The organism is Qipengyuania zhejiangensis (assembly GCF_035607565.1).
Taxonomy (GTDB): Bacteria; Pseudomonadota; Alphaproteobacteria; order Sphingomonadales; family Sphingomonadaceae; genus Qipengyuania; species Qipengyuania zhejiangensis.
In genome coordinates this window covers 193,235-207,778 of the sequence record NZ_JAYKGO010000003.1, presented here as the reverse complement: position 1 = coordinate 207,778, position 14,544 = coordinate 193,235, and the positions used below count along the sequence as shown (strand labels likewise).

Below are 14,544 nucleotides of genomic sequence, written 5' to 3'. Positions count from 1 at the left end.
GGCTTGCTCGATCAATGCACCGAGCGCGTGGGCGCGTCCTCGACAGCGGGGGCATGTTGTTCCTTCAACCTTTCGATCAGGCGCCCCAGGGTGGCGCGCTGGACCAGAACGCTGAACAGGACTGCGGCAAAGGTGGCCGCAAGGATCAGTTCGCGGGTTTCACCCGCCGGCAAGGACAGGGCAAGGGCAATCGAAATCCCCCCGCGCAGGCCGCCCCACCACAGCACCCTGCCGGCACCCTTGTCCTGCAACCGCGCGGCGGGAATTGCCTTGGTCGAAACGACGATGCCCACCGCCCGCGCTGCCAGCGTCAGCGGGATGGCAGCCAGCCCCAGGATCATTTCATCGACGCCCGGGACAAGCGCGATCATCTCCAGCCCGATAAGCAGGAAGAGGACCGAGTTGAGCAGTTCGTCCACCAGTTCCCAGAATTTCAGCACGTAATCGCGGGTCACGTCGCTCATCGCGAAAGTAACCCCCTGGTTGCCGATCAGCAGCCCCGCCACCGCCATGGCAAGGGGCCCCGAAATGTGGAAATAGCTGCACAGGGCGTATCCACCCATCACGATGGCAAGGGTGATCAGCACTTCCAGCGTGTATTCGTCCATGCTCGCCAGCGCGCGGTATCCGATGTAGCCGAAGACCAGCCCCACCAGCACGCCGCCACCCGCCTCGATGGCAAACAGTCGCGCGCCTTCCGAAAGGCTGAAATCCGCCCCCGTCACCGCCGCGCCGAGCAGGATCGTGAAGATGACGATGCCGACACCGTCGTTGAACAGGCTTTCGCCTGCCACCGCGCTTTGCAAGGACGCCGGCACGTTTTCTTCGCGCAGGACGCCAAGCACGGACACCGGATCGGTCGGAGCGATCAGCGCGCCAAACACAAAATACCAGATCGGCGCAACCGACAGGCCCAGCAGCAGGCCCATGCCCCACATGGCCAGCCCGACCAGAACGGTGGAGATCACGACGCCGACTGTGGAGAGGAGCAGGACCGGCAGCCAGGCGACTTTCAGCCGCGCCAGATCGACATGCAGAGCGCCCGCAAACAGCAGGAAGCTGAGCATCCCCTGGAGCAACGTGTCGGTGAAATTGAGGTCCACCAGCGTGCGCGCAACCCAATCGTCCAGCGTGATCCCCGGGATGAGCGCGTTGGCCACCATCAGTCCGATGGACGCCAGCGCCCCCATCACCGTCAGGCCGATGACATGCGGCAGTTTCACGAAATGATGGTTGAACCACCCCAACAGGGCCGATGCGACCACGAGAAGGGCGGCGATATCGAAGGCGGACAGCGCGCCGGATGCGGTTTCATGCATGATCCCGGCGATAGCGCGCCCAGACCGCAAGGTGAAGCTTGCGCCGGAACAAAGCCTTGGGCAGCAGGGCTACATGCATCGCTATTTCCATTCCGGTCTTCGCATCGCGTCCGAGATGCACCTGCCCGAATGGGACGCGTTCTCGTGCGACTGGCCGGGCGATGCCGATGTCGAGATCGCGATTTCCGATGGGCAGGCCCCTGCATTCCGGTCCGATGCCAGCACAGCGGTCACGAATGACACGGCGGGCTTTGCCATCGACGGCATCGGGGCATGGGAGCTTGAATCGGGGCGGCGGATGGTCGTCTTTCCCAGCACCGCCGCAGACCCGCGCATGGTGCGCCTGTTCACCCTCGGCAGCGCGTGGGGCCTGCTCGGTTATCAGCGCGGCGATGCCATGTGGCACGGTAGCGCAATCGAGATTGCGGGCCATACGGCGCTGTTCTGCGGCGCGGCGGGCGAAGGTAAGAGCACGATGGCGGGCACGATGATCGCAGCGGGTGCAGCGCTCGTGGCCGACGATCTCAGCCGTATCGGCACCATGGGCGAGGGGGTGTGCATCCACCCGTCGAGCGCGCGGATCAAACTGTGGGGCGAAGCCGTGGCGCACTTTGGTTGGCAGGACCGGGTGATCGAGCGTGACCTCGTCCGCGAGGACAAGTTCCACTGTTCCGTCCCGGCACATCATGCGCGGGGCGGCGCCATGCCGCTCTCGGCCATCTGTGTTCTTGAAACTGGCGATCGCCTCGCGCTCGATCCGCTATCGGGTGTTCATGCCCTCAAGGCGGTGCTGCGGGGCACGATTTACCGTCCCGAAGCTATCGAAGCGATGGGGCGGTGGGGCGAACAGGGCGCCCTGGCCGCCGCCGTGGTGGCGAAAGTGCCGGTGTGGCGGCTGACACGGCCGCGCGATCTTGCCGCGCTTGCGGATGCCGGGGCGCTGGTTGTCGGAATGTTGGATCGGCTCGGATAGCGAAGTGGTGCCCAGGGGCGGAGTCGAACCACCGACACGACGATTTTCAGTCGTCTGCTCTACCACTGAGCTACCCGGGCACATCGCTTCGGCAAACTGGCCCGAAAGGGCCGGCGAGCAATGAGAGCGCGCCTATGGCGAAGCCCGCTTGCCTTGGCAAGGGGGTAATTCAGTCATCGTCGTTGCGAACCACTTCGGCGGCGATTTCTTCCGGCAGCGCGGGACGGCCGGGCACAGCGTAGCCATCGCCGAACCACCGGGCGAGGTCGCGGTCGCGGCATCGCCTGGAACAGAACGGCGTGAATTCCTCTGTCCGCGGCTTGCGGCAGATCGGGCAAGGTCTGGTCAGGCTAGTCATCGGATACCACCTGTACATGGCACAGTTCCGGGTCCCAAGCCTGGGAATCGGCCGATACCCGCACTTTGCGCCCTGTCCGTCGCTCCAGCTGCTCGATCCATGAGGGTTGCAGCGCCTCGGCCACATCGCGCGTTCCGCTGAGAGCAAGTATGCCTGGCCCCTCGAGATGCTCGGCCGAGCGGAGAAGCCGCCGCGCATGGGCACCGGCAGGGTCGGAATGCAGAAGATGCAGGATCGACGGGCGTTCCAGCCGGGATACGATCTGCAAGAAGCCGAAACCGTTGATTGCCGTGCGTTCGTGCGGCCAGCCGGACAGTGCGCGCTCCAGCAGCTCGTCGATTTCCTTGCGCCTGGCCTTTTCGGCAACGGTCGGGAAGTCGATGCCGATATTGCCGCCCAGATCCATCCGCCGCAGCATTGCCGCAAGCGGTGCCACGGCTTCGCGGGCCAGCCTGTCCGGCGCTTGCGAACCGTCGATGTCGATCAGAAGCATTGCAGGGGTGGGGTACGGCACGAGGCTTCCGCCGTCGAATTCGACGAAGTTGCCGCTGGCATCGCTCCACAATTCCTCCCACCCTGCCTCGGCAGGAAAGCGGCGCACGATCTTCGCGCGATCCCCGCACGAACCGATCTGTTCGGCAAGTGTGGGCGCGGGGGCCAGCGGCAGGTAGCTCGGCCGGCATTGCGCCAACTTGACGCGGCCAGCTTCGGCAAGGCGCGATCGGGTTACTTCCAGACGCATCGTTGCGCCTTCACTTGCGGAGGCGGGAAGGCGGTCGATATGCGCCCTTTCGCCGCTTGCGAAAACGGCCACGCCGCGCGGTGAATTTCTTATCCGTTGATCGAGGCGGGCGTCTTCGACCTGTCCGGCGGTCAAGCTGCCCGGCCAGTAAAGCCGCGCCGCCGCGATCTGTCCGTTTTCAGCGAGGCGGATGGCCCGATGTTCGCCGATGCCTTCCTCGACCAGCCATTCCTGGCCGGACGGCGCCCCCTTCGACGGATCAGGCAAGGGCAAAGCCCGCCGCCTTCAGCAAGGCGCGGGTCTCGTAGAGCGGCAGTCCGACAACCCCGGAATGGCTTCCCTGGATGCGGCTGATCAGCCCTTCGGCCAGGCCCTGGATGGCGTATCCACCAGCCTTGCCGTCCCATTCGCCGCTGGCGATGTAGGCGTCGATTTCGTCGGCGCTCAGGCGTTTGAACATCACAACCGTCTCGCTCACCCGTTCACGCAGCGATCCGTCTGGTGCGCGAAGGGCGATGGCGGACAGAACGCGATGCCGCCGACCCGACAACAGGCCCAGGCACTTGCGGGCGGTCGCCTCGTCTTCGGCCTTGGGCAGGATGCGTCGCCCTGCGGCGACCACCGTATCCCCGGCCAGAACATAGGCATCGGGCGAAGCGGCGGCGTGCGCCTTTTCGCGCGCCATGCGCTTGGCATAGTCGCGCGGAAGTTCACCCTTGTGAGGGGTTTCGTCGATGTCGGCTGGTGCGATGGCATCGGGCTCCAGCCCCAGCCGCGCGATCAGGTCGCGGCGGCGCGGGCTGGCGGATGCGAGGACAAGCTTGGGCGAACCCACGCCGGATTACTGCGGGCCGGGGCCGCCGCGTCCGGGCATGAAGCGGTAGGTGATGCGGGCCTTGGTGAGATCGTAAGGCGTCAGTTCGCACAGCACTTCGTCGCCAACCAAGACGCGGATACGGTTCTTGCGCATCTTGCCCGCGGTGTGGCCGAGCACTTCATGACCGTTCTCGAGCTCCACCCGGAACATCGCGTTGGGCAGCAGTTCGACCACCTTGCCGCGCATTTCGAGGAGTTCTTCTTTGGCCATGCAGTCTCTTTTTCCGTAAATTGGTTCTGGAACAGTGGAGGCGCCCTTTAGCGGCAGGCGTGGGAAAAGGGAAGCCTCGCCTGCACCCCACCTTCCGATGAACCGGTGATCCCGCTCGACCGGCGACAAACCGTTACAGGAACGGTCCTTGCTTGCAGTCATTGCAGCCTTCAATGAGTGGCCTTCCGGGGGGAATGGCGCAGCATTGTCCGGTAAGGGATTTCTAGTGAAACATCTGATGCCAATCGCCACTTCGCTGGCTGCACTCGCATGGGCCAGCACCGTACAGGCCCAGGACATCGCGCAGGCGCAGTCGGGGCAGGAAGAAAGCACCGATCAGCCCACGCTCGATCCCGGGACGATTGTCGTCACCAGCACGCGTATTCGCGGCCAGCTGATCGTCGAACAGCCGCCTGTGGCCGAATTCGATTCCGAAGACATCGCTGCGTTCGGCGGCAGTTCCATCTCCGACATCCTCGAGGCTATCGAACCGGCGACGACCAGCGGGCGCGGTGCGCGTGGCGGCGGGCGGCCGGTTTTCCTCATCAACGGCATCCGCGTGTCCAGTTTCCGCGAATTTCGCAGTTACCCGCCAGAAAGCGTCGCCAAGATCGAGGTTTTCGCCGAAGAAGTGGCGCAGCGGTTCGGATTTCCGCCGGATCAGCGCGTCGTCAACATCGTCCTGAAGAACGATTACTCGTCCCTCACCGCCGAACTGGAAGTGGAAGCGCCCGACAGCGGCGGCTACTGGCGCAACGAGCAGGAACTGACCTACCTGCGGATCGCCGATGGCGGTCGGCTCAACTTCAACCTCGACGTGGAAGACGTCAGCTTGCTGACCGAGGCGGAACGCGGGCTTTCTGTTCCATCGAGCATCCCCGGCGTCGTTGACGAAGCGCCTTTCCGCAGCCTGGTGTCCGACAGCTTGCAGGTCGAGGGGACAGCCAATTACGCGCGTGCCTTCATCGACAGCGGATCGTCCATCAGCCTGAACGCCACCGCTTCGCGCAACGAAAGCCTTTCGCTGTCCGGTCTGCGCGAAATTGGCGGCGACGTGTCCGCGCTGGAACGGCGCAACACGACCGATACCTATTCCTTCGCCAGCGCCTACAACCGCTCGATCGGCGATTGGCAGGCAACCTTCACCACCGATGCGGTCCGCGCGGTGAGCGATACGGAAATCGACAGCAGCGACTCTGCCGGATTCGACCTTTCCCAAAGCCGCACGTGGACGATCGCGAACAAGGCCACTTTCATTGGCTATCCGCTTTCGCTCCCGGCGGGTGACGTCTCGACCACCCTCAATCTTGCGTTCGACTGGAAGCGGATCGAAAGCGCCGATACCCGCTCGGACGACGATTTTACCGGAACGAGGCGCCGGCTTGGCTCCGGCCTCAATGTCAATGTTCCGATATCCGAACGCGGCGGTGCATGGGGCGCCATTGGCGGTCTTTCGGCCAACTTCTCGGTCGGTGCCGAAAACCTTTCGGATTTTGGCGGTCTGACCGATTGGAGCGCGGGACTGAACTGGTCTCCGTTCGAACGGCTCAGTTTCCAGGCCACCCGGATCTGGCGCGAAGTCGCGCCTTCGCTCACCGCGCTGGGCAGCCCGAGCATCCACACTTTCAATGTCTCGCTGTTCGATTTCGCCACCGGAAACGATGTGCTGGCCACCGTGACAAGCGGCGGCAATCCCTCGCTTGTCGCCGAAACGCAGGCGGACTGGAAATTCGGCGCGAACTGGGAACTGCCGTTCTGGGAAAACACGCGGCTTCAGATCGATTTCGCGATCAACCGGTCGCGCGATGTCACGCTGGATTCGCCGTCCTACACCGCGGCCTTCGAAAGCGCGTTCCAGGATCGGGTGACGCGGGATGGCGCCGGCGATCTGCTGGCAGTCGATCTGCGGCCCGTGACCCTGTTCGAAACGCGCAGCCGTTCGCTCAGCTTTGGCCTCAACACCCGCGGCACCGTGGGCAAGGCGCAGGAACGTGGCGGCAATGCGGGCGGTGCGCCGTCGGCAGGTGCTTCGCCGCGCGCTGACGCCGGTTCGCGGCCAGGCGGGGACACGGGCGGCGGGTTCGACCCTGCGCGTTTCCAGGCCATGCGGGAGAAATTCTGTGCGGTTCCGGAAGGTGAAGCGCCCGACCTTTCGCAATTGCCGGACCAGATGCGTTCGCGCCTGCTTGGTGCCGACGGTCAACCCGATCCTGCTAAAATTGCCCAGGCGCGCGAGCGGTTCTGCGGTGAACGCACGGGCGAACAATTCGGTGCGCTGCGGGCTGCAATCTGCGCGGACCCGCCGAAGCTGGATGCCCTGCCGCCGGAAATGCTGGAGCGGCTCAAGGGGCCGGACGGCGAGATCGATCAGCAGCGTCTGGCGCAGATGCGCGAGCGTATGTGCGCCGCCGACGCCGCGCAGAACGGCGGCCCTCCCGCAGATACGGGTGGCCGACGCGGCGGTGGTCCGGGTGGCGGAAATCCGTTCAGCCGCGGCGATGATGGACAGGGGCGGTATTTCGTCAGCCTCAACCACACGGTCGCGCTCGAAAACGAGGTGTTGCTGGCGTCGGGGGGACCGTTGCTCGACCAGCTCGATGGCGATGTCATCGGCGGCAGCGTGGTGTCGCGGCACAGTTCGCGTCTGGAAGGCGGGTTGTTCTGGGCCGGTTATGGCGCACGCCTGTCCGGTGTCTATCAGGGGTCTGCCACCCTTAGCGGCAGCGGCCTGCCCGGCAGCAGCGACCTGTTCTATGGCGACCTTGCGACATTCGACGTGCGGTTGTTCATGGATCTGGGGGAGGCGCTGAGCAAGGAAAGCGGCCTGCTGAAGGGGTTCCGCGTGTCGTTGGTCGCCAACAACGTGTTTGACGCGCAGCGCAAGGTCGTCGATTCAGACGGGAATGTGCCTGATGCGTTCGACCCGCGCCGACTCGACCCGGTCGGACGTTATCTGGGTATCGACCTGCGCAAGCAGTTCTAGTGCAGGCGTGACTTCGGAAAGACGAGCTGCGCGAGGCCGCGCGGCGCGAAGCGTTGCCAGCTGCCTTCAGCCTGCGCCAGCCGGTCGGCGATGGCATAAACCGCCGCCGGATTGACGCCCAGACCGCAATGGCTGGCGAAAACCTCAATGTTTTCGCACTGGTCGTGGTCGTTCGCCTGAACCGAACCGCGCCATGCCACCACGCCGTCGGTCTTGGTGAGGATCGAGGTCGTCGGCACAGGCGGTGCCTTGGCCAATTCGCGGAAGTTGCCTTGGCGGACAGGCTCGGGCTCATGGCCGTTGAGATATTCGAACAGGCGGCGCGCGTTGGTGTGGTTGCGATCATCGCTGATCGGGCTTCCCAGGCTGATGACCTGACGCACTTTTTCCGGTGCCAGCTTTGCCAGTTCGCGGGCGAACACACCGCCCAGGCTCCAGCCCACGATGCTGACCTTGCCGCTGGAGCGGCTGTGAAGCTCCTCGACGCAGCCCATCATGGCTTCGATCCGGGCGTTGTCGACTTTGACATTGCGGCCCAGATTCCAGCCCACCGCATCGTAACCGAGGTTCTCGAGCAACGAGCGGAGCGGGCGGGTCGAGGTATCCGACGCCATGAAACCCGGCAGGACGAGGACGCCGTGTCCGTCACCTTTGGGCAACATCCCCATGAGCGGACGAAGCGCGTAGAAACTGGCCAGTTCGCCCATCGCACGGCCCGGCTCGGACAGGGCGAGCAGCGCGTGTGGCGGACGGGCAGAGCCCTTGTCGATGGTGGCGGTTGCGGTCATTTCGTGGATTTTCCTTTCCCTTTCGGGGCAGCCGTTGAACGGCTGGCGACCCCTTTGGTGCCCTTTGCGGGCGCTTTCTTCTTGGGTGCAGCCCGCTTTTTTGCAGCGGATCTGGCGGGATCTGGCCCCTTTTTCGGGGCGGTTTTCTTCTCAGCCGCAGGTTTGGCCGGTGGCTCCTTGCCCGCGCCCAGGGCCGCATCGCGCAGTTCGGTGAAGCTGTCTTCGATGCACTGGGCGTAGAATTCGGGGTCGGGCAGAAGTTCGCGGCACGCGGTAAACGCGATGGTCGCTTCGTCGGTATAGGACTGGACCACGTGGCCAAGGCCCATCCCGTCGGTCAGGCACACAAGCCCCATCTGGCTTTCAAGCCGCGCGCCCGATGAATAGATCGGCACTGGTGGGCCAGGCACGTTGGTGACCACGGTGGTGAACATCGGACCCACGCCGCGATCGGCAAGGCCCAGCCGCGTATAAAGCTGCGCGCCCAGGCTCATCCACAAGGCCGGGCTGACCTTGCTCATCTCGGTCATGTTGCGGGCGCCCATCGCGTCGGTCATGGCCTTGGAATTGCTGGTGCGATCATGGCAGTACCGCAGCCGTTCCAGCGGGTCTTCGATATGGGTTCCCAACGGTGCGACCATGGCGGCAACCTGGTTGCCCATGTCGCCTTTTTCATCTTTCGACCGGACCGAAATGGGGGCCATCGCAGTCAGCGTCTTCTTGGGCAGATCGTCCTTGGAGATGAGGTATTTGCGCATCGCCCCGCCAACGATGGCCAGAAACACGTCGTTGACCTTGGCTCCGGGCGCGGCAGTCCGGATCGCCTTGATATCGGCCAGAGGAACGCTGCGGCCTTCGACAACGCGGTGGCCTGAAATCTTGCGATTGAAGCGTGTCCTGGGCGCAATCATTTCACCCGAAACATCGAATTCCTTTGCCGCCAGACCCTTGAGCGCCTTGGCCAGTCCCGGCGCAGCCTTCGCCGCCACCTCGATCTGCTTGAGGGGGTTGGTGATCGCGTTGAAATAGCTCTTGCCCAGCAATTCGACCGGGCTGGGCACCTTTTCCGGCTTCCATTCATCGGGCGTCTGGGGTGCAGGCTCGTCGGGCGTCAGCGTGTGCATCGCTTCCAGCAGGTCCACCCCGCTCATCCCGTCGATCGCCGCGTGATGCACCTTGGTGACCATGGCGAAGCTGCCCTTGGGCACACCGGGGATGTTTTCCAGCCCTTCGACAACGGTGAATTCCCACGGCGGGCGGGTCAGATCCAGCGGGCGGGCGAAGATGCGCGCCGCCTGGATGCACAATTGCCGCCAGTCCCCCGGTTGGGGCAAGGCAATGTGCCGGACGTGGTATTCGAGGTCGAAGTCGGGATCCTCGATCCAATAGGGATAGTCGAGGTCGAACGGCACGCGCACGAGCCGCTGGCGAATGGTGCGGGACAACTGCATCCGGCTTTCAAAGAAGGCGAGGATGTCCTTGAAGCGCACAAATCCGCCCGGCGCGGTTTCTGGGTTGTAGATGAGGATCGATCCGATGTGCATCGGGGAATTGCGTGTTTCCAGCGCAATAAAGCTTGCATCCATTCCCTGGAGCTGGCGCATCGAGTTCTCCCTCCTGCCCGGACCCGTGGCGCGGTTGCCAGGGGCGGGAACGGCCCGCTTTTGCGGGTCCGAAGAGGGCGAAGGCTACCACACGCAAAGCTGCGGTCAACTTGCCGCCCGCGTCAAAGCCTTCCCTTGCGGCGTGGGCTCACAGCGCGTCCCCCGCGGCAACGCCGCTCGCCCAGGCCCACTGGAAGTTGTAGCCGCCCAGCCAGCCGGTCACGTCAACCGCTTCGCCGATGGCGTAAAGGCCGGCAATCCGCTTTGCTTCCATGGTCTTGGATGAAAGCTCCGCTGTTGAAATGCCCCCCACCGTCACTTCCGCCTTGGCGAAACCTTCGGTGCCGTTGGGGTGGAATTGCCAATGGGCGAGCCGCTCTTCGGCCGCGCGCAGGGCCTTGTCGGGCGCGTTGCCCAGTTCGACCTCGATCCCCAGCTTTTCGGCCAGAATATCGGCCAGCCGCGCGGAAAGCGCCTCTTTCAGCACCGAACGCATTGTGGCGCGCGGCGTGTCGCGCTTGGCGTCCAGCAACCAACCGGTTGCACGTCCGGGCAGGAAATCGATCACGATCGGTTCGCCGGCGCGCCAGTAGGACGATGCCTGAAGGATCGCCGGTCCCGACAGTCCGCGATGGGTAAACAGAGCCGCTTCGGGGAAGCTGGCCTTGCCCGCGCCCGCCACGACATGGGCGGATACCCCCGATATTTCGCGGAACAGAACCTCGTCTCCGCCCAGCGTCAGCGGCACGAGTGCAGGACGCGGTTCGACGATCTTGAGCCCGAACTGGCGGGCAATGTCATAGGCAAAGCCGGTGGCGCCCATCTTGGGGATCGACGGGCCACCTGTGGCAATCACAAGCGATGGTGCGCGATAGCTGCCGTGCTGGGTGGTGACAGTGTAGACCCCGCCGTCATGGCGGACAGCGGCCACGTCTTCGCCGCAGCGCACCGTGACATCGCCTTTCGCGCATTCTTCGAGAAGCAGGTCGACGATCTGTGTGGCCGACCCGTCGCAGAACAGCTGGCCCAGTGTCTTTTCGTGCCAGGCGATGCCGTAGCTTTCGACCAGGTCGAGAAAGTCGCGCGGAGTGTAACGGGCAAGGGCGGACTTGGCGAAATGCGGATTGGACGAAAGGTAATTTCCCGGCCCCGCGCCGATGTTGGTGAAATTGCACCGGCCACCACCGGAAATGAGGATCTTCTTGCCCGGTTTATCCGCCTTTTCGAGTATGAGAATGCGCCTGCCACGCTGACCCGCGCGCGCGGCGCACATCAGCCCTGCGGCCCCTGCGCCCAGGACAATCGCGTCAAAGCTATCCGACATTCAACTTTCCGCGAGCGTTGGCGTGACAGGTGTTTCGCGCGCGGCGAGGAAATAGAGCACCGTTCCGCCGACCAGGATCCCCGCCAGAACGAGATAGGCGTTGGCATCGGCATGGGTTGCCACCCATAGCGAACTGATCACGGCGAACGCTGCGCAGGCGAGGTGGAAGGGACTGTTCATCCCTTCGCGCCGTTCGAGCACCGGCAGCGCCGCGGCGCAGATGACGTAAGTGACCAGGCGGACGAGAGTGCCGGCCATCGCGAGCACCTCGAACCCTTCCCACAGCCCCAGCGCGACGGAGGCAACACCCCCGAAGACGATGGAGTTGGCCGGGGTCAGCCAGCGTTTGCTCAACCCCATGAACCACGCCGGAAGCATCCCCCTTTCCGCCATGCCGAAGCTGAGGCGGGGCAGGGTTGTTGCCCCGGCAAAGGTGTTGGCGCCGATGCTGAAAGCTGCCGCGACCACGATCATGATGGAGCCGAAATCGCCCAACGCCACACGCGCGGTCCCGGCAAGCGCGTTCTTTTCATTCCCGGTGCCAGGACCGATCGCCAGATACGCCCAGATGATCGCCACGTAGAGAACCGTCACCGCCAGCACCATCGACACGATCGCGCGCGGCGCATCGCGCCGTGGATCGCGAAATTCACCCGCCGCCTCGGTCACGCTTTCGAAGCCCATGAAGGCATAGAAAAGCAGCAGCACGACCGTTTCCACCTCGGAGAACTGGGGCAGGGCGAAACCGGTTGCGGGATTGCCTGCGAACAGGGCGGACAGCACAAGGATGATCAGCGGCACGACCTTGATGAAGGTCATCGCGCCCAGTGTCCCGATTGCGCCGCGCATTCCCAGGAGGTTTATGATCGTGGTCGCGGCGAGCACGAAAGCGACCGCGATCGACGCGGTCGTGGGATCGTCCAGGGCCGGGAAGACCACCGCCAAATACGCAATCATCACATGCGTGTTGGCCGCGCCTGTCACGATTGCGCTGGCATACCGCGACCATCCTGCCTGAAACCCGACAAATCGCCCAAAGGCCGCTTCGCCGTAGAGGACCGGCCCGCCGCTGTGATCGAACCGCCCGGCAAGCCAGGCGTAAACCAGCGCCATCGGCATGAACATGATCCCGCCCAGCAGCATCATCCAGGGGGCAAAATTGCCGACGGCGGCCACTAACACGGCGGGCAGGGCGAAAATTCCGGCGCCGATCATGCCATTGAGCGGAAACAGGGATGTACCCCAAAAGCCGACCGTGCGCGGCGGCGCCAGTTTTTCCCCGTTCATCCGCGGTTGAGTGCCCGTTTAAGGGCGTGCGCGCAAGCGATTGAGAAAACCGGCTGCGCCGCCTATCTCCACCACCATGTCGCGCACGAAAGCCGGTTCTCCCCCCGATCCCAGAGGCAAGGAGCGTTTCAACGAGGAACGCGCCACCAACACGATTGCCAGCGCGCAGCCGGACCTGGAAGCCGGGATCAAGGCGATCCGCGAAACCGTGAAGACGCTCAAGCCCAAACCGGGCGTTTACCGGATGCTCGATACGCGCGGCGATGTGCTTTATGTGGGCAAGGCCCGCAGCCTGAAGGCCCGCGTGGCCAATTACACGCAGGTGAAAGGCCTTACCAACCGCCTGCAGCGTATGGTCAGCCAGTGCCGCGCCATGGAAATCGTCACCACCAATTCGGAAGCCGAAGCGCTGTTGCTCGAAGCGCAGCTGATCAAGCGCTACCGTCCGCCGTTCAATGTCCTGTTGCGTGACGACAAGAGTTTCCCGTTTATCCTGCTTCGCGGCGATCACGCCTTTCCGCGCATCAGCAAGCATCGCGGCGCACGGCGCGCGAAGGGCAATTACTACGGTCCGTTTGCCAGCGCCGGATCGGTCAACAAGACGCTGAACGCGCTGCAAAAACTTTTCCTGCTGCGCAGCTGCACCGACAGTTTCTTCAACAATCGCGACCGGCCTTGCCTGCTTTACCAGATCAAGCGGTGTTCCGCCCCCTGCGTGGGTCGTATCGACGAAGCGGGATACGCCAGCCTGGTGCGCGAAGCGAAGGACTTCCTGGGGGGAAAATCCGGCGCGGTGCAGGCGGAAATCGAAAAGCAGATGGCCAGGGCCGCGCAGGATCTCGATTTCGAAACCGCGGCGATCCTGCGCGATCGGTTGCGCGCCGCCACATTCATCCAGGGCAGCCAGGCGATCAACGCCAGCGGTGTGGGCGATGCGGACGTTTTCGCCCTTGCGGCGAAGGGCGGCCAGATCGGAGTGCAGGCGTTCTTCATCCGTGGCGGGCAGAACTGGGGCCACCGGGCGTTCTTCCCGCGAAACACCGGCGAGATCGAGAAATCGCAAGTGCTTTCGGATGTGCTGCTGCAATTCTACGAGGAAGTGCCGCCGCCGCGCACGATCCTGGTCGACCGCGACCTGCCGGAGCAGGACCTTGTGGCCGAAGCCCTGGCCGAAAAGGCGGGACAGGCTGTCGCCATTTCGATCCCGCGGCGCGGTGCCCGGCGCAAGTTGATGGAACAGGCCAGTCGCAACGCGATCGAGGCGCTGGAACGGCGGCTGGCAGAAACCGGCACAAAGGCCCGCCGGCTGCGCGAACTGGCCGAATTTCTCGAACTCGATGACGTTCCGCAACGGATCGAAGTCTACGACAACAGCCACATTCAGGGCGACAAGGCGCTTGGTGCGATGGTCGTGGCCAGTCCCGAAGGGTTCGAGAAGGGGCAGTACCGCAAGTTCAACATCAAGACCGCGCAGACCAACGACGATTTCGGCATGATGCGCGAAGTGATGGAGCGGCGCTTTGCCCGCGCGATGAAGGACGATCCCGATCGCGAGAAGGTCGGCATCTGGCCGGACCTTGTGCTGATTGACGGCGGCAAGGGCCAGATGTCCAGCGTGCGCGATACGCTGGCGGAAATGGGTATCGAGGACGTCCCGCTGATCGCCATCGCCAAGGGCCCCCATCATGGGCGCGAGGGGCGCGAAGTCTTCCATTTCCCGGACGGCCGCGAAAAGACCCTGCCGGTCAATTCGCCGTTGCTGTTCTATCTCCAGACGCTGCGGGACGAAGTGCATCGATTTGCCATCGGGGCGCACCGGGCCAAGCGCAGCCGCGCGATCACCGCCAGTCCGCTGGATGAAATCCCCGGCATCGGTCCATCGCGTAAGCGCGCGCTTTTGCTGCATTTCGGGACGGCCGGAAAGGTCAGGGCCGCCGGCCTGGACGACCTGATGCGCGCGCCGGGCATCAGCGAAGGCGTGGCACAGCAGATCTACGATTTCTATCACGCCGGCGGGTGACGAACGCGCACCGCAAATTTGCGCCAGATCAACGACAGGCGTCCCAGCATACACGATGA

At 64.1% G+C, this 14,544-nt stretch carries 12 protein-coding genes and 1 tRNA gene; 3 read left to right on the top strand and 10 right to left on the bottom strand.

Annotated features, from left to right (window positions below):
- Positions 1–11 precede the first annotated feature (11 nt).
- Entirely contained in the window at positions 12–1,319 is a 1,308-nt protein-coding gene (locus VR863_RS08685; RefSeq protein ID WP_324828068.1) for a cation:proton antiporter, read from the bottom strand.
- Positions 1,320–1,392: 73 nt separating this feature from the next.
- Between VR863_RS08685 and VR863_RS08680 the strand changes: the two genes are divergently transcribed.
- Positions 1,393–2,292, top strand: a complete 900-nt coding sequence (locus tag VR863_RS08680) for a hypothetical protein (protein ID WP_324828067.1) — start codon at positions 1,393–1,395, stop codon at positions 2,290–2,292.
- A gap of 5 nt (positions 2,293–2,297) precedes the next feature.
- Here the strand turns inward: VR863_RS08680 and VR863_RS08675 are convergent.
- The 5 genes from VR863_RS08675 to infA all read right to left on the bottom strand — a co-directional run bounded on the left by VR863_RS08675 (position 2,298) and on the right by infA (position 4,479).
- A tRNA-Phe gene (locus tag VR863_RS08675) sits at positions 2,298–2,372 on the bottom strand.
- Between the two features lie 89 nt (positions 2,373–2,461).
- The gene (locus VR863_RS08670) at positions 2,462–2,650 is read right to left on the bottom strand and encodes a DNA gyrase inhibitor YacG (RefSeq protein ID WP_324828066.1); all 189 of its coding nucleotides are present in this window, start codon (positions 2,648–2,650) and stop codon (positions 2,462–2,464) included.
- Positions 2,643–3,659, bottom strand: a complete 1,017-nt coding sequence (locus VR863_RS08665; protein WP_324828065.1) for an Rne/Rng family ribonuclease — start codon at positions 3,657–3,659, stop codon at positions 2,643–2,645. The genes VR863_RS08670 and VR863_RS08665 overlap by 8 nt, the downstream gene beginning before the upstream one ends.
- Positions 3,652–4,227 (bottom strand): Maf family protein, encoded by a 576-nt coding sequence (locus VR863_RS08660; protein ID WP_324828064.1) that lies wholly within the window; start codon positions 4,225–4,227, stop codon positions 3,652–3,654. The genes VR863_RS08665 and VR863_RS08660 overlap by 8 nt, the downstream gene beginning before the upstream one ends.
- A gap of 6 nt (positions 4,228–4,233) precedes the next feature.
- A complete protein-coding gene (infA, locus tag VR863_RS08655; protein WP_047806247.1) occupies positions 4,234–4,479 on the bottom strand; it encodes a translation initiation factor IF-1 in 246 nt (81 codons plus the stop codon).
- A gap of 238 nt (positions 4,480–4,717) precedes the next feature.
- On the opposite strand from infA, the gene VR863_RS08650 reads away from it, so the two are divergent.
- Entirely contained in the window at positions 4,718–7,462 is a 2,745-nt protein-coding gene (locus VR863_RS08650) for a TonB-dependent receptor (protein WP_324828063.1), read from the top strand.
- Here VR863_RS08650 and VR863_RS08645 read toward each other — a convergent pair.
- From VR863_RS08645 to VR863_RS08630, 4 genes are all read right to left on the bottom strand, one after another.
- Complete coding sequence (locus tag VR863_RS08645) at positions 7,459–8,250, bottom strand: esterase/lipase family protein (protein ID WP_324828062.1); 792 nt, start codon at positions 8,248–8,250, stop codon at positions 7,459–7,461. The two genes, VR863_RS08650 and VR863_RS08645, sit on opposite strands and share 4 nt — an antisense overlap.
- On the bottom strand, positions 8,247–9,854 hold the full coding sequence (locus VR863_RS08640; RefSeq protein WP_324828061.1) for a WS/DGAT/MGAT family O-acyltransferase: 1,608 nt from the start codon (positions 9,852–9,854) through the stop codon (positions 8,247–8,249). Before VR863_RS08640 ends, VR863_RS08645 begins: the two co-directional genes overlap by 4 nt.
- Before the next feature lie 148 nt (positions 9,855–10,002).
- Positions 10,003–11,178, bottom strand: coding sequence for a BaiN/RdsA family NAD(P)/FAD-dependent oxidoreductase (locus VR863_RS08635; RefSeq protein ID WP_324828060.1), 1,176 nt, complete (start codon positions 11,176–11,178; stop codon positions 10,003–10,005).
- Entirely contained in the window at positions 11,179–12,465 is a 1,287-nt protein-coding gene (locus VR863_RS08630; protein WP_324828059.1) for an APC family permease, read from the bottom strand.
- A 76-nt stretch (positions 12,466–12,541) separates the two neighbouring features.
- On the opposite strand from VR863_RS08630, the gene uvrC reads away from it, so the two are divergent.
- The gene (uvrC, locus tag VR863_RS08625; protein ID WP_324828058.1) at positions 12,542–14,485 is read left to right on the top strand and encodes an excinuclease ABC subunit UvrC; all 1,944 of its coding nucleotides are present in this window, start codon (positions 12,542–12,544) and stop codon (positions 14,483–14,485) included.
- Positions 14,486–14,544 lie beyond the last annotated feature (59 nt).